General features: G+C 68.1%; 13 protein-coding genes and 3 tRNA genes. 8 read left to right on the top strand and 8 right to left on the bottom strand.

Annotation, left to right across the window (positions count from 1 at the left end; translation table 11 throughout):
• Positions 1–5: 5 nt before the first annotated feature.
• Positions 6–1958, bottom strand: a complete 1953-nt coding sequence (locus AC0VYB_RS02655; protein WP_167560164.1) for a primary-amine oxidase — start codon at positions 1956–1958, stop codon at positions 6–8.
• An 88-nt stretch (positions 1959–2046) separates the two neighbouring features.
• On the opposite strand from AC0VYB_RS02655, the gene AC0VYB_RS02660 reads away from it, so the two are divergent.
• The 6 genes from AC0VYB_RS02660 (at position 2047) to AC0VYB_RS02685 (ending at position 10720) form a co-directional block, all read left to right on the top strand.
• The gene (locus AC0VYB_RS02660; RefSeq protein ID WP_095376158.1) at positions 2047–2667 is read left to right on the top strand and encodes a TetR/AcrR family transcriptional regulator; all 621 of its coding nucleotides are present in this window, start codon (positions 2047–2049) and stop codon (positions 2665–2667) included.
• Between the two features lie 13 nt (positions 2668–2680).
• Positions 2681–3628 carry an AraC-like ligand-binding domain-containing protein gene (locus AC0VYB_RS02665; protein ID WP_259788219.1) on the top strand — a complete coding sequence of 316 codons (948 nt, stop codon included), beginning with the start codon at positions 2681–2683 and terminating at the stop codon, positions 3626–3628.
• 113 nt (positions 3629–3741) lie between these two features.
• Positions 3742–5223: an APC family permease gene (locus tag AC0VYB_RS02670; RefSeq protein ID WP_475385028.1), complete on the top strand. Its 1482-nt coding sequence runs from the start codon at positions 3742–3744 to the stop codon at positions 5221–5223.
• Between the two features lie 140 nt (positions 5224–5363).
• Positions 5364–6830: an aldehyde dehydrogenase family protein gene (locus AC0VYB_RS02675; RefSeq protein WP_259821168.1), complete on the top strand. Its 1467-nt coding sequence runs from the start codon at positions 5364–5366 to the stop codon at positions 6828–6830.
• A 90-nt stretch (positions 6831–6920) separates the two neighbouring features.
• Entirely contained in the window at positions 6921–8864 is a 1944-nt protein-coding gene (locus AC0VYB_RS02680) for an ABC transporter transmembrane domain-containing protein (protein ID WP_009377672.1), read from the top strand.
• The gene (locus AC0VYB_RS02685) at positions 8861–10720 is read left to right on the top strand and encodes an ABC transporter ATP-binding protein (protein WP_009377673.1); all 1860 of its coding nucleotides are present in this window, start codon (positions 8861–8863) and stop codon (positions 10718–10720) included. The genes AC0VYB_RS02680 and AC0VYB_RS02685 overlap by 4 nt, the downstream gene beginning before the upstream one ends.
• Positions 10721–10801: 81 nt before the next feature.
• Here AC0VYB_RS02685 and AC0VYB_RS02690 read toward each other — a convergent pair whose 3' ends face one another.
• The 4 genes from AC0VYB_RS02690 to AC0VYB_RS02705 all read right to left on the bottom strand — a co-directional run bounded on the left by AC0VYB_RS02690 (position 10802) and on the right by AC0VYB_RS02705 (position 16834).
• Positions 10802–13042, bottom strand: coding sequence for an HNH endonuclease signature motif containing protein (locus tag AC0VYB_RS02690; RefSeq protein WP_009377674.1), 2241 nt, complete (start codon positions 13040–13042; stop codon positions 10802–10804).
• Positions 13043–13397: 355 nt separating this feature from the next.
• Positions 13398–13910, bottom strand: coding sequence for a hypothetical protein (locus AC0VYB_RS02695; RefSeq protein ID WP_009377676.1), 513 nt, complete (start codon positions 13908–13910; stop codon positions 13398–13400).
• Positions 13911–13935: 25 nt separating this feature from the next.
• Complete coding sequence (locus AC0VYB_RS02700; RefSeq protein ID WP_009377677.1) at positions 13936–14658, bottom strand: GNAT family N-acetyltransferase; 723 nt, start codon at positions 14656–14658, stop codon at positions 13936–13938.
• A gap of 241 nt (positions 14659–14899) precedes the next feature.
• Positions 14900–16834 carry an FAD-dependent monooxygenase gene (locus AC0VYB_RS02705; protein ID WP_009377678.1) on the bottom strand — a complete coding sequence of 645 codons (1935 nt, stop codon included), beginning with the start codon at positions 16832–16834 and terminating at the stop codon, positions 14900–14902.
• A 176-nt stretch (positions 16835–17010) separates the two neighbouring features.
• Here AC0VYB_RS02705 and AC0VYB_RS02710 point away from each other — a divergent pair, with 176 nt between their 5' ends.
• Positions 17011–17691 carry a GntR family transcriptional regulator gene (locus AC0VYB_RS02710; protein WP_101624184.1) on the top strand — a complete coding sequence of 227 codons (681 nt, stop codon included), beginning with the start codon at positions 17011–17013 and terminating at the stop codon, positions 17689–17691.
• Positions 17692–17803: 112 nt separating this feature from the next.
• Here the strand turns inward: AC0VYB_RS02710 and AC0VYB_RS02715 are convergent.
• The 3 genes from AC0VYB_RS02715 to AC0VYB_RS02725 all read right to left on the bottom strand — a co-directional run bounded on the left by AC0VYB_RS02715 (position 17804) and on the right by AC0VYB_RS02725 (position 18132).
• Positions 17804–17879 (bottom strand) — tRNA-Phe (locus AC0VYB_RS02715).
• 69 nt (positions 17880–17948) lie between these two features.
• Positions 17949–18022: transfer RNA gene (locus AC0VYB_RS02720), tRNA-Asp, on the bottom strand.
• A gap of 37 nt (positions 18023–18059) precedes the next feature.
• Positions 18060–18132, bottom strand: a tRNA-Glu gene (locus AC0VYB_RS02725).
• A 326-nt stretch (positions 18133–18458) separates the two neighbouring features.
• Between AC0VYB_RS02725 and AC0VYB_RS02730 the strand changes: the two genes are divergently transcribed.
• A complete protein-coding gene (locus AC0VYB_RS02730) occupies positions 18459–18806 on the top strand; it encodes a metallopeptidase family protein (RefSeq protein ID WP_101624183.1) in 348 nt (115 codons plus the stop codon).
• The last annotated feature ends 135 nt before the right edge of the window (positions 18807–18941 follow it).

Raw genomic sequence — 18941 nt, forward strand, 5'->3', positions numbered from 1 at the left:
AGCGCTCACCCCTGACAGCAGTGTCCTCCGGACTCAGGCGCGGGAACGTCGAGGACGGGCGAGCGGTCGAAGAATCCCTCGGGCCGCAGCGTGAATCCGACGGTGTCGACGGGCATGATCGGCCAGTCCTCGATGCGCGGGAAGTGCGTGAGGCCGAAGGTATGCCAGACGACGATGTCCTCACCGTCGATGTCGCGGTCCGCCTGCGTCCACGTCGGCAGACCGCCGTGGCCGGCGTGCTGGTTGGGGAAGTCCCCGGTCGGGTACCGCTCGTCGACGGCGTACTGGCTCACCCACAGCGCCTTCGACGCGAACGTCGCCCGCCGGTTCACCGAGGAGTCCTCCGCGGCGAGCATCGTCGGCAGTCCGGTCGGGTGGAGTTTGTACGCCACCGGTTCGCCGAGGCGGTTGATCGACTCCGGGTTCGACACCACCCAGGTCCGGGCGACCGACTGGTCGGCGTCGCGCTGGGCCGCGAGCTCGGTGGGCAGCAGGGTGCGTCTGCGGGTGAAAGCGTTGCCGCGCGGGTTCGTCTCCGAGAAGGGAAGTCTGACGACGTCCTCCTCCTCGACGCGGCAGCCGCCGCCGTCGAGGGCGAAGTCGAGCCGGGCGCCGAAGAGGTGCTGGTGGAAGGGGGCACCGAGGCCGGGCGCGATCTCCGAGGCGAAGTCGCTCGACCCCTCAGGCAGTGCCGAGGTGAAAACGATGCCTGTCGCCTTCGCCTCGAACTCGATCGTCCCGTCGAGGTAGAGGTACCAGTAGAACCCGTAGTCGTAGTTGCCCACCGTCGTGAAGAACGAAACGACGAAGCGGCGGTTGCGCCGGGTGTAGGCGACCCCCGACCACAGGTCGGTGTGCTTGGTGAGGACGCCCGCGTCCTCCTCGTGCATGCAGATGCCGTTGCGGATCTGCCGGGGCTCGCCGAGGTTGTTGACGACCCACGGGGAGAGGTAGGTGATGTCGCCGAGGCAGTCGCATCCGAGTTCGAGCGAGTTCGCCCACTGTCCGACGAGGTACTCGCCGGTGTCGAAGTAGTTCTGCCACGACCGCACGGGGGAGGGGTCGCCGTAGGGGACGACCATCTCCGCGATCGCCGCCCGGTCGAGGATCATCCTCGTCTCGTCACCGTCGGCGAAGGCGATGTTGTGGAGGATGAGGCCCTCGCGCATGTCGAAGCCGACGTCGAAGGACCATTTCTCCCACTCGATGTGGTTGCCGTCGGTGACGGTGAAGCTCGGGCCCTCGGGCTGGGTGATCTCGATCGGCTTCTGGCTCGTGCGCAGCGGGCCCGTGAGCGCAGGGTCGGTGTAGTTGCCGTGCTCGGCGGGCACCGGCATGACGCCTAGGTCGATGACTTGGTCGACGGTGCGGTGGGTGACGTCGACGTAGGCGACGAGGCCGTCGAGCGGGTGTGCCCACGCACTGTCGCTCGCGTGCTGCTGGTGGAAGGCGAGGCCGCGGAGGATCCGCCGGCCCTGCTCCTCTGGGTACTCGAAGACCCCGGCCGAGAGCGGGGCGACACGGACCTCGTCGAGCGGGATCTCCCGCTTCGCGATCGCCTCCTGCCAGGCGGGATCGGCGGCGAGGACCTCCTCGACGACGGCGAACTCCTCCTCCATGACGGGGAACTCGCCGGCGAGCGAAGAGTCCACCTCGGTGACGGATTCGACGGTGCCATGGGTGGCGGAGACGACGATGTCCCGGGCGGTGCCGGCGGTCTTGTCGAGGACGAAGGTGCGGAAGCGGCGGTCGACGTTCGTCGTCGTCCGGGGCTCGCCACGGACGGGATCGAGGAGGCCGAGGTAGGCCATGCGCGCCGAGGCGGGGAAGAGGCCGGCGTCGCGGAGCACCTCGGTGACGGTCGTGATCTCAGCCTCGGTGGCCAGGGAGAACGGGGTCGTGCGGACATCCGCGGTCGCGCGGACGTCCGTCGTCGGGGATGGGGTGTGAGCGGACATGAGGCACCTTCGCTTCTGTTGTCGGCGTGAGCCGGATCACGCTAAAATCTACATGCGTAGAGAATAAAGTCAAGACCGCGGAGGACAGATGCCCAAGATCGTCGACTATGCCCAGCGCCGTCGCGACCTCGTCGAGGCGACGACGCGGATCATCGTCCGGCAGGGGCTTTCGGGCACGACGATGCGCGACATCGCCGCCGAGGCCGGCTTCGCCAACGGCGTCGTCAAGTCCTACTTCGGGTCGAAGGCCGATCTCCTCGCCGCGACCTATGTCGACGTCTACGAGGCGACGAACGCCCGGGTGGCGCTGGCGACCGAGGGGCTGAGGGGGATGGCCGCCCTGCGCGGATTCGCCGCCGAGGTCGTGCCCACGACGCCGGCTCTCCATGACGAGGCCCGCGTCGTCCTCTCCTTCCTCGCCGAGGTGGCCCAGGACCCCGACCATGCCCGCGCGGTGAGCGCGACGATGGCGAGGTGGCGCGGATGGATCCGCGGGTGGCTGGCCGAGGCGGCGGCGGACGGGCAGATCAGCGCCGCGGTCATCGTCGAGACCGAAGCCGACACGTTCCTCACCTACCTCCTCGGGGCGCAGACGACGGCGATCGTCGGCGGGGAGGGCTTCGACTTCACCGGGATGCGGGCCCAGCTCGACTACCTCATCTCCCGGATGCAGACTGGGATGAGCGCCGACACCGACGTCGGCGAATGAGCTGAGGAGAGCGATGATGCTTCTGGACGGCACGGCCGCGGACTTCGACGAGTGGCGCAGCCTCGTCTCGGACTCCTTCGTCCCGCTCGAGACCGAACCCCAGCGTCGAGGCGGCTTCACGGGCAGGATCAGCGCCCGCGACTACGATGCCGTCGTCATGTCCCACATCGCCGCCGACCCGCACGCGGTGCTCCGCACCCCGGAGCTCATCGGGCGCGGAGACCGTGACTACTACAAGGTGTCCCTCCAGCTCAGCGGGCACGGGCTCCTCATCCAGGACGGTCGCGAGGTCGCGCTCGCGCCGGGCACGCTCGCGATCTACGACACCTCCCGGCCGTACACGCTCAGCTTCGACGCGGACTTCTCCTCCTACGTCATGATGTTCCCGCAGGCCCGGGTCACCCTCCCCGCCGACACCGTCGCCCAGCTCACGGCGACCCCGATCGGAGCCGACCACGACCTCGGCGAGGTCGTCACCGGGGTCATCGCCCGGGCCGGGGCGATGCTGCCGACGCTGACCCGGTCGGTCGGGGTGCGGTTGGCCGGCAATGTCGTCGACCTGCTCACGACGGTCATGGCCGATGAGCTCGACACCGGCGCCGAGGCAGCGGATGAGCGATCGCGACTGTGGGCTGAGGTCATCGCCCACATCGACGCGCACCTGGCCGATCCGCAGCTGAGTCCGGGGTCGATCGCGGCCGCGCACTTCATGTCGGTCCGCGCTCTCCACCAGCTCTTCGAGGGCGGTCAGAGTGTGGCCGGCGAGATCCGCCGACGCCGGATCGAACGGTGCCGCACCGACCTCGCCGACCCCCTGCTCGCGCATGTGCCGGTCGCCGCGATCGGGGCCAGGTGGGGCCTGAGCGATCCCGCGCACTTCTCCCGCCTCTTCCGCCGGGTCGTCGGCGAACCACCCGCGCTCTACCGGCGGACCGCGCTCGGCGGGGCTGCGGCGCACTGAGTCGTCGGCTGAGCCCTGCGCTCACGGTCAAGGGATCTGCTCCCAAAGCCAAGACGCCGGGGACGGGCCTGGGGCATCCTGGCTGGGACATCGTCGTCTGTCAGGGGGATCACATGAGCGCAGATATGGGGCAGCGTACGGAAACGACCCCCACCTCGGCGAGCCTGGAAGGGCGACGGATCGGGACCGCCTCCCTCGTCTTCATGATCATCGCCGCCTCGGCGCCGCTGACCGTCGTCGCCGGGGGAGTGCCGAGCAACTTCGCGGTCACGGGGCTGCTCGGGATCCCGCTGTCGTTCCTCGTCCTCGGCGTCGTCCTCATCCTCTTCGCGATCGGGGATGCCGCGATGAGCAGGCACGTCCACAACGCGGGGGCGTTCTTCGCCTACATCGCGAAGGGGCTCGGGAAGCCGGCGGGCGTCGGGGCCGCGCTCACCGCGCTCGTGGCCTACAACGCGATGCAGATCGGGATCGTCGGGATGTTCGGCTTCGTCCTCTCCTCGATCCTCGATGCGCTCTTCGGGCTCACGGTGCCGTGGGCGGTGTGCGCGCTCATCGCGTGGGCGGTCGTCGGGCTCATGGGCATCGCCCGGGTCGACTTCTCCGCGAAGGTCCTCGGGGCCATCGTCACCGCAGAGTTCCTCGTCGTCATCGTCTTCGACCTCATCGGACTCGTCCAGAGCCCCGAGGGCGTCACCGCCGACGGACTGCTGCCCGATCAGCTCTTCGCTCCCGGGATCGGGGCGGCGCTCGCCTTCTCGATCGCGGCGTTCATGGGCTTCGAATCGGGGGCGATCTACAACGAGGAGGTCAAGGATCCGACGCGGACGGCGGGGCGGGCGACGATCATCGCCGTCAGCCTCATCGCCGGGTTCTATGCGCTCTCGGCGTGGGCGATGGTCGTCGGCGTCGGGCCTTCTCAGGTCATCGGGCAGTCGCAGGAGCTCGGTCCCGACCTCATGTTCGCCTTCCTCGCCGACCATGCGCCGGTCTGGTTCGTCGACCTCGCGAACCTCCTCTTCCTCACCTCGCTGCTCGCGGCCCTCGTCGCCTTCCACAACATCGTCGCCCGGTACTTCTTCGCACTCGGCCGGGACCGGGTGCTCCCGACCTTCCTCGCCCGTACCTCGCGGCGCTCGGGTGCGCCGGTCGCCGGCTCGCTCACGCAGTCGGGACTCGCCCTCGTCGTCCTCCTCGTCTTCGCGATCGCCGGAATCGGGAGCACGGATCCGCTCTTCCCCGTCGTCACGCTCTTCACGTGGCTGACGAACATGGGGGCGTTCGGACTCGTCCTCCTCATGGGACTGACGGCGCTCGCGGTCATCGGCTTCCTCCGCACCCGCAGGGACGAGTACTCGACGTGGACGCGGATCATCGCGCCCGGCATCGCCGCGCTCGGACTCTTCGCCCTCTTCGTCGCCATCGTTGCCAACTTCGACGTCCTCATCGGGGCGCGCGAGCCGACCGTGCTCTCGTGGCTGCTGCCGGCGATCGTCCTCGTCCCCGGCCTCGCCGGCACCCTGTGGGCGCTCACCCTGCGCCGCCGAGACCCGCACCTCTATGCAGGAATCGGTTCCGGTGGAAGTCTGGGATGAGAAGGACATACCCCCTGACCCCAACTTGCCGCCCACAGCAATCCGCCGGCCGCCACAACCCGCCTCCCACCGCAACCTGCCTGCCACTGCAGCCCGCCACCTGTCACCCGCGGCAACCCGCCACCACATCAAGGAGAATCATGACCACCCACGAGACCACTGCTCCGGCCGACGCTTCCCAGTCCTCCGGCGCGGCCGCTGACCTCACCACCTTTGACGGACTGCTCGCCGCGGTCACCGACCCGACCGGTCGGGAGATCTTCGATCCGGCGACCGGCGCGGTCGTCGGCCGCACCCGTGAAGGCAGTCCTGCCGACATCGACGCCGCTGTTCTCGCCGCTGCCGCCGCGCAGCCGGCGTGGGCCTCGCGTCCCGTCGAGGAGCGCAACGACCTCCTCAACAAGGCGGCCGATGCCATCGAGGCGTCTGCCGAGGCGCTGGCCGAGCTGCTCTCCCGTGAGCAGGGCAAACCGCTCAACGGACCGAACGCCCGCTTCGAGGTCGGTGCGTGCGCGGCGTGGCTGCGCGCGAACGCCGCCTTCGCCCTCGAGCCCGAGGTCCTCGTCGACGAGGACGGCACCCATGCGGAGCTCCACTACGCACCGGTCGGCGTCGTCGGGGCGGTGGGGCCGTGGAACTGGCCGATGATGATCTCCGTCTGGCAGTTCGCACCGTCGCTGAAGATGGGCAACACCGTCGTCCTCAAGCCCTCCGAGTACACGCCGCTGTCGGTCCAGGCCCTCGTCGCCGTCGTCAACGAGGTGCTCCCTGCCGATGTGCTCACCGTCGTCCCCGGTGACGGGAAGGTGGGTGCGGCGCTGACCGACCACGACGGCGTCGACAAGGTGATGTTCACCGGCTCGACGGCGACGGGCCAGTCGATCATGCGTGCGGCGGCCGACAATCTGGCCAGGCTCACCCTCGAGCTCGGCGGCAACGATGCGGGCATTGTCCTCGAGGACGCCGACCCCAAGGCGATCGCCGCCGACCTGTTCTGGGGTGCCTTCATCAACACCGGTCAGACGTGTGCGGCGATGAAGCGCCTCTATGTCCCCGATTCGCTCTACGACCAGGTCTGCGAGGCGCTCGTCGAGGTCGCCGGGCAGATGCCGATGGGTGTGGGGCTGGAGGAGGAGAACGTCCTCGGGCCTCTGCAGAACCGGCAGCAGTACGACATCGTCGCTGGCCTCGTCCAGGCGGCGAAGGACGGCGGGGCGACGATCCTCCTCGGCGGGGATCCGGATGAGGATCAGCCCGGGTACTTCTACCCGACGACGCTCGTGGCTGACATCGACAACGACAATGCGCTCGTCGCCGAGGAGCAGTTCGGTCCGGTGCTCCCGATCGTGAGGTACTCCGATCTCAACCAGGCGATCGTCTGGGCGAACGAGCTCGAAGTCGGCCTCGGCTCCTCGGTGTGGGGGACCGACCTTGAGGAGTGCAAGAAGGTCGCGTCACGCCTCGAAGCGGGCTCGACGTGGATCAACAAACACGGCGCGGTCGACCCCCGCGTCCCCTTCGGCGGCGTGAAGAAGTCCGGCTACGGCCTCGAGTTCGGCCTCGAGGGCCTCAAGCAGGTGAGCGTCCCCCACGTCATCAGCTGGTAGGAGCGCGCGATGGCTGCGGTCTGCAGATGAGCCTGCCGCCGGTGAGCCGCCCGCCGAGGCGGTGTAACAGAAGATGTTAGGGTAACCTATGTGCCGCTGACTCCCTCCTCCGGCGCGGCGCTCCTGCGACGCGCGGCCCGCCGCCGTCTCCGCCTCCTCGTTCCCGGGGTCATCGCGATGTCGCTGTGGCAGGTGTGCGAGGCGCTCGTACCGGTGGCCATCGGCATCGTCGTCGACGTCGCGATCATCCCGCGCTCGATCCCGATGCTCAGCGTCTCCATCGCCGGTCTCCTGCTCCTCTTCACCGTCCTCAGCTACGGCTACCGCTTCGGCGCGCGGTGGTGCAACGCCGCCCGCGAGCATGAGGCGCATGCGCTGCGGGTCGAGATCACCCACGCGGCGCTCACCTCGGCGAACCTGCCCGCCGACCGCGCCTCGGGGGAGGTCCTCTCGATCGCGTCGGCCGACGCCGACACCGCCGCGCAGTCGTTCTCGCAACTCGGTCGCGGCATCGCCGCGGTCCTCGGGATGATCACGGCAGCCGTCTTCCTCCTCGTCGCCGATCCCGTCACCGGCCTCGTCGTCCTCATCGCCGTCCCGATCGGCTTGGCCATCGTCTCGCTGCCCGGCCGGTCAGTCTCGGCGAAGGCGAGTGCCCAGCTCGAGGCCGTCGCGCAGGCCGGCCGCTCGGCCGCCGACCTCATGAGCGGGCTGCGCGTCATCAAGGCCCTCGGCGGCGAACGGTGGGCCGCCGAACGCTACCGCGCCACCTCGGATGCCGCCGCCGAGGCGGGTGTCGCCACCGGTGAGCGCACCGGACGCCTGGCCGGCCTCGGCGCGCTTGTCATGTCCGTCGTCCTCGCGATCGTCCTCGTCGTCGCCGGGCTGCGCCTCATCGACGGCCAGCTGAGCATAGGGGCGCTCATCGGCATCCTCGGCATGACGGCCTTCCTCACCGAGCCCATGCGCGCGCTCGCCGACATCGTCGGCCTTTTCGCCCAGTCTCACGGCGCCGCAGCCCGGATCTCCCGCTTCCTCACCGACATCGAACACGTCGACCAGAACGGCACCCCACCGAATCGCGCCGGTGCCGCCCACATCGACCACGCCGGTGCCGCCCAGGTCGACCGCGCCGGCGATGCTGCCGCCGACCGCGACCCCGCCCACGTCGACCCGGCCGACCGCGACCCCAACGCCGTTACCTCCACCAAGGCGACCGGCCCCACACCGACCGACGATCCGGCCCATCCCACAGGCCAACTGGGTCCCGCAGACGTACAGCGTCCTGCGGACCCCCAGCGTCCTGCAGGCCCACAGAGTCCCCGACACCCACAGCGCCCTGCAGGACTACAGCGTCCCGCGGAACCCGAGGTCCACCTCGGCGAGGCCGGTCTGACGGTGCGGAACTGGACGGTGGGAGAGAAGGGGACGTGTGCGTTCAACGCGCCGGTCGCTACGTTCACGTGCCTCGTCGTCGAGGACCACGCGCACGCGTCCGCGTTGGTGACCGCGCTGGTGACCCACGCGCGGGGGCGCACGACCGAGGACATCGTCGTCGCCCCGCACGCGGTCGACCTGTTCGAGGGGACGATCCGCTCGAACATCACCATGCTCCCCGGTGAGCGCGCCGCTGAGGTCGATGTCGAGGTGCTCACCGCCTCGGGCACCGACGAACTCCTCGACCTCGTCGAGGACGGGCTCGACCATCGGATCCTCGAGCTCGGCGGCAACCTCTCGGGCGGTCAGCGCCAGCGCATCGCTCTGGCCCGCGCGCTCCACGCGGGGCCGCAGCTGCTCGTCCTCGACGAACCGACGACCGCGGTCGATGCCGTCACCGAGGCGCGCATCTGTGCGGGACTGACCCGCCTGCGCCGCTCGTCCGAGACGACCGCGACACTCCTGTTCACGAGCTCCCCGGCCTTCCTCGCCGCCGCCGACACCGTCGTCTTCGTCCCGGCCTCCGGCCGTGTCCGCGTGGGCGCGCACGCGGATCTGCTCGACGTTGACGCCTACCGGACGGCGGTGACCCGATGAGCGCGACCGCGACCCCGACCACCCTGCCGATCGCGACGAGACGCGAGGCCTTTGCCCGCCTGGGTCCGCTGCTGCGTGCCCGCGGCTGGTTGATCGTCCTCCTCGTCGTCGCCGGGACCGCGAATGCGGCGGCCGGACTCGTCGGACCGTGGGCGATCGGTCGCCTCGTCGACGAGCTTCCCCGCGGTGCCGGCGCCGAGGTGGTGTGGCAGAGTGCGATCGCGGTGGCGATCGCCGGTGTGGTCATGGCGTTGGGGACGTGGATCGGGGCATGGGCGCTCGCCCGGATCGCGATGCCCGTCGTCGCCGAGCTGCGCACCGAGGTCGTCGATTCGGCGCTGTCCCTCGAGGCGCAGAAGGTCGAACGGACGGGCACCGGCGACCTCGTCTCCCGAGTCGCCGACGACTCCCGGATGATCAGCGAGGCCGCCGCGCTGGTGCTGCCGATCATCGTCGAATCGCTTCTCGTCGTCATCGTCTCGGCCGTCGGCATGGCCGCCATCGACTGGCGGCTGGGGATCGTCGGGCTCATCGCGCTGCCGATGTACTGGCTCACGCTGCGCTGGTATCTGCCCAGGTCGGAGCCCATCTACCGGGAGCAGAGGGCCGCGTTCGGCAGGCGAGCCGGGCGCCTCCTCGGCGGGTTGACCGGAGCGGGGACGCTGCGTGCCTTTCGCGCCGAGGCGGGGGAGCTGCGCCGCATCGATGCGGCCTCCGGTGAGGCGCGGGACCTGTCGATCGGCGTGTTCCGCTTCCTCACCCGGGCGTTCAGTCGGAACAACCGCGCCGAGGCGGTCGTGCTTTCCCTCATCCTCATCGCCGGTTTCGCGCTCGTGTGGTTCGGGGAGTCGACCGCGGGTGCGGTGACGACGGCGGCGCTCGTCTTCCACCGTCTGTTCAACCCGATCGGGGCGCTCGTCGGCCTCTTCGACCAGGTGCAGTCCGCCGGTGCGTCCCTGACCCGGATGGTCGGTGTCATCATCGAAGCCGAATCCTCGCCGAGGCGGGAGGCCGGGGTCGATCGTGCTGCCGGTGGCGCGGACGGCCTCAGTGTCTCCTCGGGCTCTTCGGTCCGACCCGGCCCGACACTCGTGCTCGAGGACCTCTGGTTCACCTATGACAAGGATCCCGCCTCGGCCCATCAGGTGGTCAGAGGAGTGAGCCTGCGCATCGAACCCGGTGAGGTCGTCGCCGTCGTCGGCACGACCGGAGCCGGGAAGTCGACGCTGGCGCGGACCGCCGCCGGCTTGTCGGTGCCGACGCGGGGCCGAGCCGAACTCGTCGTGTCGGGCGGCGATCCCGGCGCAGGTGAGACATCCGAATTCCGCGTCTCCTTCGACACGCTTCCCGAACCGGTGCTGCGCTCGCACATCGCGATGGTCGCGCAGGAAGTCCACACCTTCGCCGGAACCGTGCGTGACAATGTCGCCCTGCCGGTGCCCGGCGCCGGGGAGGACGAGATCGCCTCGGCTCTGCGGGCAGTCGGTGCGACGTGGGCGTTCGAGCTGCCCGACGGGCTCGAGACCGAGGTCGGCGACGGAGGGACACGGCTGAGCCCGGTCCAGGAGCAGTCGTTGGCGCTGGCGAGGCTGGTGCTCGCCGATCCTGATTTCGCGATCCTCGATGAAGCGACTGCCGAGGCCGGGTCCGCCGGAGCCCATGTCCTCGAACAGTCGGCCAGTGCTGCACTTGAAGGCCGCGGTGCCCTCGTCGTCGCTCATCGTCTCAGCCAGGCCGAAACGGCCGATCGGGTTCTCGTCATGGAACATGGCCACATCGTCGAAGAGGGCACGCATGCCGACCTGGTGGCGTCGGGTGGTCGGTACGCCCGTCTGTGGGAGGCGTGGTCGGGTTAGGTTGCTCGTGCGGATCACATGGACGTGTGCAGATCACGTGGACGTGTGCAGATCACTTCGCAGATCGCATGAGGAAGGGAATCAGAACGGCGGTGGTCCGCCGGGATCCCAGACCCAGCGCTTCTTCCGCGGCTTCTTGTAGATGATGTTGCCCTCCGCGGGGACCCATCCGGCCGCTCCGTCTCCGCCTGCGGGCTCCGGGCATTCATCGGCGAATCGTTCGTCGCCCGGTGACGGCGGCGGTTCCTGCCCATCATCCGAGTCGATCGGATCTGTGACGATGGCCTGCATGAGGCGGGCCTGCTCGACGTCGACAGGGTTGTCCCCTGGAGAGAAGATCGCTTCCACACCGTGGGCGAACCGGTATTCGAGCACACCGGGACAGTCCATGCGCACCGCGTATCTGCAGTCGGTCTTCGCCTGGTGGTGGAGTTTGCACAGCGGGTGGAGGTTGCCGAAGACGGTCAGTCCTCCCGAGGCCGGATTATCGTGGTCGAACGGGATGATGTGGTCGACTTCCGACGTCTCTGCTCGACGCCGGCATCCGGGCACACTGCACCATTGCCATTGGGCGACGAGCGTCTGCCTCACCTGAGCGGGAATGTAATAGGACATCGCCTTCGCATCGATCGGGGTGCCGGTCGCAGGATCGGTGAGGATCCGCGTCCACGTCGAACATTGGCCGGCGATCGCCCGAGCCATCTCCGGCGGGATGGGCGAACCGTCGGAAAACGTGCCGGGCAGATCAGCGAGGCCGGCGAGCGAGATGAAGGGCACCGTGGTGATCATCTTCGACTGGCCGCCGAGCCAGAACGGCGTCGTCGGCATCGTCAGACCCAGGTAGAACGCGTATCGGCCCTGTTCGTCTGGATCGGAATCCTCGATCCGGGTCATTTCCCCCTGCCTTGCGTCCGGAGAGCGAACGGAACCATCCGGTCCATCGTCATCCGTCGATCGAGCACCTCCGACCGTCCGGTTCTCCGTGTCGGGACCAGTGCAGTCGACTACGGGCGCACCGCCGACGGGTACTGCGTCGTCGACAGGAATGACATTGCCGAACGAATCGGTGGCTGCTGCCTGGGCAGGAGCAGCTGTCGGTGCGTCGTTGAGACTGCCGGCCGTCGGGGCGACGGGATCACCTTCGTCGACATGGACGCCGCCGAGGCTGCTGGGGTCGATTCCGACGGATCCGACGGCAGTGCCGATCGCCTCGGCGATGTCATGGACGGTGCGGGCATTCTCCAGGTCGAGAGGGATGTCGCGGCTCGAGTTCTGCCCGGTGTCGGTGTCGTGTGCGCGGATGTGGATGCGAGCCTGCGGGATGGTGCGGGTGATGATGTCGAACATCAGGGCGTCGATGCTGCGGTCGTCGTCGATGATCGCTCCTGCGGGCATCTGGTCGGTGAACGCCGCAGTGTTGCCGTTGCGGATGGCTCTCGCGAAGGCCTCGATGCGCAGGTAGCACGCTTGAAGTTCGGCTGACGGTCCGGTGAGCGTCAGGCACGCGGTGCCGTCGGGGAAGGTGGTGATGCCGACTCGACGACGCTCATGGGCCGCCTCGGTGCGCTCTTCCTCGGGCTGGACGATCGAGACCTTGAGAGACAGCGACTTCCTGAAGGTCTCGACTGTGATGTCGGCTCGCCGCTCCTCGAGGTAGCAGTCGATGACGGGGAGGCGCTGGAGCTGGAGGTCCTGGCACATGCGGGTCGCGGCGATCGCATGCTCGATGGTGAACTCGCCGGCGAGGCAGCGAGCGTAGAACTTGGGCAGCCCGTGAACGAGGGTCATCGCCGCAGTGACGTGAGCGTAGGTCGCGGGGATCGTCGAGCCGCGGATCGCCGAGAGCTCGGCGATGTCCTCGGCATGGGAGAGGGAATGGACCCACCCGTAGATGGTCTGGGTCTCCCGGAACTTCGGAAACCCAGGGAGGGGTGCCGGGACAGTGAAATCAGACGCCGAGGTGGGGGCGGCTTCGGGATCCCCGGCAGCGGGTGAAGGAGCCGGGTCGGGATCGACCTCGGAGACCCAGTCGGCCTCGGAGCCGTGTGCCCGGGCGTGACGGCGGGCGGTCTCGGTCAGCGATGCGTGCCGGTACGGGGATTCCGGAGAGGGGTTGAGGAGATCGAGGTGAGCGATGACATCGTGGAGGAAGAGGGATGCGGTCGTCTCCCACGCGGCCAGCTGCGCGCGATCGCAGGCGCTGTAGACGGAGAGCGCATCAGCATAAGGGGAGTCAGGATCTATGCGGAGGCGGCGAGGATCGGGAGGCTCGTCATCGGCGGCACCGCAACCGGCCCCTAGGGGGTCCGAAGGATCCTTCATCGCCGTTCACCTGCCTTTCCACGTCAGTGTGGATCGTTACCCTTAGTGTAGACCGCATCACAAATCGTGTCAATACATATTTCGAAACTGATCCGAACGAAAATTTGGTTGAACTCATTATGCTCATCGAAAATCGCAGGCTGACTCTCGTGAGATCGGGCTGCGTTTGGGACCGCGATCGAGGGCTGCGTTCGGGGCCTCGATCGGGGGCTGCGATCGGGCACGCCGGACGTTCGGCCACGCCAGAACCGCTCGGCACGGGCGCACGAGTACGCTCGGCACGCGCGCACGAGAACGCCCTCCCACCTCGGCGAGCGAGGGGAGAGGGCGGTGGAACCGGCCGCAGGGGAGGCGGTCAGTCCTCCTGGTAGGCGTTGTCGATGGTCTCGGGCATGCCGTCGATGACGTCGACCTCTTCGACGCCGTCGTCAGCGAGGGCGTCGACGTCGAGGTCGTCGCCGCTGAGTTCGGCGACCTCGGAGTCGTCGTCGCCGTAGGAGACCATCTCGTCGCCGTCGCGATTGCCCTGCTCTGCGGCGGTGATCGGGTCGGTGTCGAGGTCGCCGTCGAGCGCGGGGGCGTCCTGTTCGTCGTCCCAACCCGCATCGTCGATGAGCGCATCGTCGGCACCTTCGATGCCGGTGCCCTCGGGACCTTCGGCGCCGGGTTCGATGTAGGGCTCGTCCTCTTCTTCGGAGTCGGCTTCGAAGTCGGGATCCTCGGCGTCGGCCTCGGCCGCGTCCGCGGTCTCTTCGAGTCCGTCGAGGTCGACGCCGGTGGGCTCGGCGTTGTCCTCTTCCGTCTCCTCCGCATCGAATTCGTCGTCCTGCGTGAGGAAGTCGGCGTCGTCGGTGGGATTCTCGCTCATGATCGCTCCTTGAATCGGGTCGGTTTCACCTCATTGTCGCACTGTTCCCCGCACGTGCACATGGGTGCTCTCGCCGGTCGCAGCGGTCGGCGCGATGGCAAACCATCGGCAGTGTGGGTTGCCGTTCGCAGCGGCCCGGGCTGCCGTTCGCGGTCGCTCGGCTGACTTTCCCCCGTCCGCGATTGTCTGGGCTGACTCCCACTGTCCGCTGCGGCCTGGGCCGTCGTCCGCGCTGGCTGGGCTGCCGTCCGCGATTGCCCGGGCCGTCGTCCGCGCGGCCTGGGCTGTCGTCCGTGTGAGCCCGGCTCGTCGAACAGCGCAGCCGCATGAGTCCCGCGTTCGTCGGTGCGAAGCCGCACGCGTCGAAATAGAACTCGCGGAGGTGATCGTCGAAGTCGACGTGGAGCCACTCGCAGCCGGCCGCGGTCGAGTGCTCGCGCGCGATCTCGATGAGTCGGCGTCCGATGCCTCGGCGACGGGCGCGCACGGCGACCGCTGTGTCCTCGATGAACGCGTGGACGCCGCCGTCCCAGATGATATTGACGAAGCCGACGAGCCCGACGGCGTCGCGGGCCGTCACCCAGCCGAGGCTGAGCGCCTCGAGGTGGGTGAGCCAGTCGTCGTCGAGGACCCGGTGCTCGAACGCCTCGGCGTGGAGGATGTTGATCTCGTCGTTGGTCACCTCGCCGCGCCACTCGAAGGCGAGAGACCGATCTGTGACAGGGGCAGAGCCGTCAGGAGTGGTCATTGCATGGGCCCTTCTCGATCGGTGCGTTCATGAGCGCATGCTAGCGCCACTGCGCGAAGTCCGGGACAGCGTTGAGCGAAGTCCGGGATTGTGCAGCGCAGATCGCGGCACTGCGCAGCACACGTCCGCGAACCCCGGCGAGTCAGCATCGGCATGATTCCCGCGGCATGCGGCGAGCCCCGCGAGGATCCGCGGGGCTCGCCGTCGGTGGCAGTGAGGCTGGTTCAGGCGCTCAGCCCACTCACACCACCGCCCGGTCTGATTCGATCGTCGCCCGCTCCGGCGCGTCGGTCGCCCGCTCCGATGCGGCGGCTGCCTGGTTCGGTGCAGCGGCAGCGCCGCTCCGCGCGGCCGACGTGTTCTGCGCGGCCGACCCGCTCTGCGCGGCCGACTGCGGTGAGGCGAGGATCGCATCGAAGACGCGGTTGAGCTCGTCGGCGGCGTCGGCCACGGAATCGATCGACCGGTAGGCGACGTAGCGGTCCGGGCGCACGATGACGACGCCCTCCGAGTTGATCCCGCGGTTCTTCATCCATGCCATCCGCACATCGACGTAGTCGCTGCCTTCGAGCCCGACGGTATGAGCCCTGATCCGCAGGCCGCGGTCAGCGGCGATCTGCTCGGCGGCGGCGACCCAGTCGTGACCGTCTTCGCCGGCAAGGACGAGGAAGTGTCCGCCGTCGACGAGACTGCTGAGGGCGAAGCGCTCGTTCGACTTCTCGACGAAGGCATGGGGGAGCGGATGACCCGGTTTCGTCGACGGTTCGTAGAGTCGGACCGCGTCGATGGGCACATAGTCGGGAGAGCCGTCCGATACGACTGCGGTGGAATCGTAGCGGTACCCGAACTCGACGTTGTGGTGGCGGAACTCCATGGTCTGCGTGCCGATCGCGCGGTTGAGCGCGTGGCGCTTCTCTGCGGCGTTGGGCTTCGAGTCGTCCCAGATGGGTTCGAGCTCCGCCCAGTTCTCAGCCGCGGAGGCCTCCGGAGAGAGGTTGAGGGCTCGGTCGATCGTGAAGTGATTCATCGCCGAGGCGACCGCAGCGTTGACGTTGTCCTGATCGACCGGCTTGCGTTCGGCTTCGTAGGAGTCGAGCAGTGCATCGCCGGCTCTGCCCTCGAGCACGAGAGCGAGCTTCCATGCGAGGTTATAGCCGTCGTGGATCGCAGAGTTGAGTCCGAGGCCTCCGGTCGGCGGGTGCCGGTGGGCTGCGTCCCCGATGATGAAGACGTCCCCGGCGCGGAACCTCTCCGCGACGACGCCTTCCATGATCCACGGTGACACCTTGTGGATCTCGAGCGCCGAGCGATCGACGCCGAGCACCGTGCAGAGGCGGGCGATGACCTGGTCGTCCGTGAGCGCCTCGGCATCATGGGTCGCATAGTCGAGGTGGACGACCCACTCCTCGGACTTCGTGCCCCAGTGCTCCGGGCCCATGGCCACGAGGACTCCTGAGGACCATGATCCCCCGAACTCAGGGTTGACGAGCCAGCGGATGAGCACATCGTCGTCGAGGGCCCATTCCGAGAGGTCGGCGGAGAAGTGGACCGAGACCATCATCATCAGGTCCGTCGGTCCGGTCATCCCGACTCCGAGGGCCGGACCCACCGTGCGGCCCCGGTCCGCGGCGATCGCATACCGGGCGCGCACCGTGTATTCGGAGCCGGAGTCCTTGTCGAGCACTGTCGCGAGGACTCCCTCGTCGAGGAGCTCGACAGCGGTGACCTCGTGATTGAACCGAACGCCGTCGGGACGTCGGTGCAGTCTGCGCGCGTGGTCGAGGAGCAGAGGCTCGAGTCGGATCTGCGGAAGGTTGCATGTGCGCTTCGCACTCGCCGCGATGTAGTCGGGGTCGGTGTAGCCGCCTCCCCAGACCTCGAGGTGGCCGAGGCGACGACCGGAGTATTCGTGATCGCCGACGAGACCGGCGTACCACCCAGTGCTCTTCATGTTCTCCGCTGGGGTGCTGCGCTCCTCGATCGCCGGCGCCACCCCGAGCTCCTCGAAGATCTCCATCGTGCGCTGATTGAGCACGTGGGCCTTCGGCAGCTTCGACGTGTAGGGGAGTGAACTCACCAGGAGGTGATCGACTCCGAGTTTCGACAGGTTCATCGACGCGGACAGTCCTGCGCCTCCGCCTCCGATGATGAGCACGGGTACTTCGATGTCAGCCATGGTGCCTCCTTGCATCCTGGCGCCGGTGCTTCTGTGGCACCGACGGTGGTCCGACGGGAGCGACGAAGTGGACCGCCGCGTGACCTCCACGGTATGAGCTGAATCACTATATTGCAATAGAAAAAAGATATTTTGGCAGGGTCTCGTCGAAATACGCATATGTCTATACTGGCGACATGGCTGCATCTCGGGTCGGAAGCACTCTGTCCGCCGAAGCGTATGACCGTCTGCGGGCGGAGCTTCTGCGGGGATGCTTCACGCCCGGCTCCAAGCTGCGCATCGGCGAGATCGCCGACCGGTTCTCCGTCAGCCCGTCCGTGCTTCGTGAGGCGATGACGAGACTGGCTCAGGACGGACTGCTCAGCGCCAGCCCCCAGCGAGGGTTCTCGGTTCCCGAGCTCACTGCGGGTCTGCTCGAAGATCTCACGCGTGCGCGCCGGATCATCGAAGCCGCCGCGCTGCGGGAGTCGATCGCCGACGGCGATCTGGCGTGGGAGTCCCTGGTGCTGGCGGCCCATCACACGCTTGAGAAGACGCGCTTCACCGACGAGGGCGGGCACATCACCGGGGAGTGGGATCGCGCTCACAGGGCGTTTCATGCCGCCATCCTCGCCGGTGGACGGAGTGAGACCCTGGCGAAGGTCGCGACGGATCTGCGTGCCCGCTCCGAACTCTTCGTCCATTGGTCCCGCGAGCTCGTCGCCGATGAGACCCGCGACGTGCCCGAGGAGCATCGGCGGATCGCCGAGCTCTCGGTCGCCCGTGATGTCGCCGGCGCTGTGGAGGCGCTCGAATGCCATATCCAGCGGTCCGCCGACGTGCTCATCGCGAGTGCGGGCTCTCAGATCAGCGCGTGACCGTTCCACTGGGGGCGTGATCGATCCACCGGGGGAGTGCCCTGATTATGCCCGTGAACGTTCTGCCGGCGAATGCGAAGAACCCCGCGGAATCCGCGGGGTTCTCGTTCTGTGGTGGCTCCGACCGGCGTCGATCCGGTGACCTTTCGATTTTCAGTCGAACGCTCTACCAACTGAGCTACAGAGCCTGGTCGCCGACATACGTGATGCATGCCGAGAGAAACAAAGGCTCTTCCGAAGAAGAGCCTTATGCTCCGCGACCCTGACGGGACTCGAACCCGCGACCTCCGCCGTGACAGGGCGGCGCGCTAACCAACTGCGCCACAGGGCCTTGCTGTTGTGGTGTGCGACCTTTCGATCTTACACCGTACCCCCAACGGGATTCGAACCCGTGTCGCCGCCGTGAAAGGGCGGTGTCCTAGGCCTCTAGACGATGGGGGCCTAGTTTGCTCTCGGATTCCCCGTGGGCAACGACGTTAAGCTTATCCCAACCATTTCCGAGAATGCAAAACAGATCCCGGTGTCCTCCGTCACAGATTTCCGGGCCCCGAAATCGGCTTCCGCAGGAGCCCTCGACCCCTCCTTCTCACCCCATCGCCGAGGCGCTCGCACCGCCCCGTCCGACCCCGCCGAGGCGGTCGTGCGGTGCCCACCCCGCCGAGGCGGCCGTGCGCATCCGTGACCGCCCCACCCCACCTCGGCGAGGGGATGACGACGAGGTGAACGGGGAAGGATCCCGTGTCACGGGTGCCCGATAGGATCGGGCCATGGAGTACCTGAGCGAGGAGGAATTCGAGGCGATCCTCGACAAGGCGATCGAGGACCTGCCTGCCGGGGTCACCGACGAGCTCGACAACGTCGCCCTCTTCGTCGAGGACGCGCCCGAGGACGGGAGCCCGACGCTGCTCGGCCTCTACGACGGCACTCCGATCGGCGAGCGCGGGCAGCGTGGCCTCGAGATGCCCGACACGATCTTCCTCTACCGCAACAACCTCATCGCCTACGCCGAGGACCGTGACCACCTCCGCGAGGAGATCGTCGTGACGATCGTCCACGAGATCGCCCACTTCTACGGCATCGACGACGACCGCCTCCACGAAATCGGTTGGGGGTGACAAGGCACCTGACCTCAATCTCCCCGCGTGAACAGGAGGGAAACAGGCTACCGGCGAGTTCGCGGACGCGCCATTGATTGGCATTGGACTTGACGCTTCGCCTATTGTGGGCGGGTACGGAAACAGCAATCGAGA

This window comes from Brevibacterium sp. Z349TD_9 (assembly GCF_056173565.1).

What these genes read in the sequence shown, in the direction of transcription:
- AC0VYB_RS02655 (WP_167560164.1), bottom strand. Translation starts at nt 1,958, where the DNA reads ATGTCCGCTCACACCCCATCCCCGACGACGGACGTCCGCGCGACCGCG.
- AC0VYB_RS02660 (WP_095376158.1), top strand. Translation starts at nt 2,047, where the DNA reads ATGCCCAAGATCGTCGACTATGCCCAGCGCCGTCGCGACCTCGTCGAG.
- AC0VYB_RS02665 (WP_259788219.1), top strand. Translation starts at nt 2,681, where the DNA reads ATGATGCTTCTGGACGGCACGGCCGCGGACTTCGACGAGTGGCGCAGC.
- AC0VYB_RS02670 (WP_475385028.1), top strand. Translation starts at nt 3,742, where the DNA reads ATGAGCGCAGATATGGGGCAGCGTACGGAAACGACCCCCACCTCGGCG.
- AC0VYB_RS02675 (WP_259821168.1), top strand. Translation starts at nt 5,364, where the DNA reads ATGACCACCCACGAGACCACTGCTCCGGCCGACGCTTCCCAGTCCTCC.
- AC0VYB_RS02685 (WP_009377673.1), top strand. Translation starts at nt 8,861, where the DNA reads ATGAGCGCGACCGCGACCCCGACCACCCTGCCGATCGCGACGAGACGC.
- AC0VYB_RS02690 (WP_009377674.1), bottom strand. Translation starts at nt 13,042, where the DNA reads ATGAAGGATCCTTCGGACCCCCTAGGGGCCGGTTGCGGTGCCGCCGAT.
- AC0VYB_RS02695 (WP_009377676.1), bottom strand. Translation starts at nt 13,910, where the DNA reads ATGAGCGAGAATCCCACCGACGACGCCGACTTCCTCACGCAGGACGAC.
- AC0VYB_RS02700 (WP_009377677.1), bottom strand. Translation starts at nt 14,658, where the DNA reads ATGACCACTCCTGACGGCTCTGCCCCTGTCACAGATCGGTCTCTCGCC.
- AC0VYB_RS02705 (WP_009377678.1), bottom strand. Translation starts at nt 16,834, where the DNA reads ATGGCTGACATCGAAGTACCCGTGCTCATCATCGGAGGCGGAGGCGCA.
- AC0VYB_RS02710 (WP_101624184.1), top strand. Translation starts at nt 17,011, where the DNA reads ATGGCTGCATCTCGGGTCGGAAGCACTCTGTCCGCCGAAGCGTATGAC.
- AC0VYB_RS02730 (WP_101624183.1), top strand. Translation starts at nt 18,459, where the DNA reads ATGGAGTACCTGAGCGAGGAGGAATTCGAGGCGATCCTCGACAAGGCG.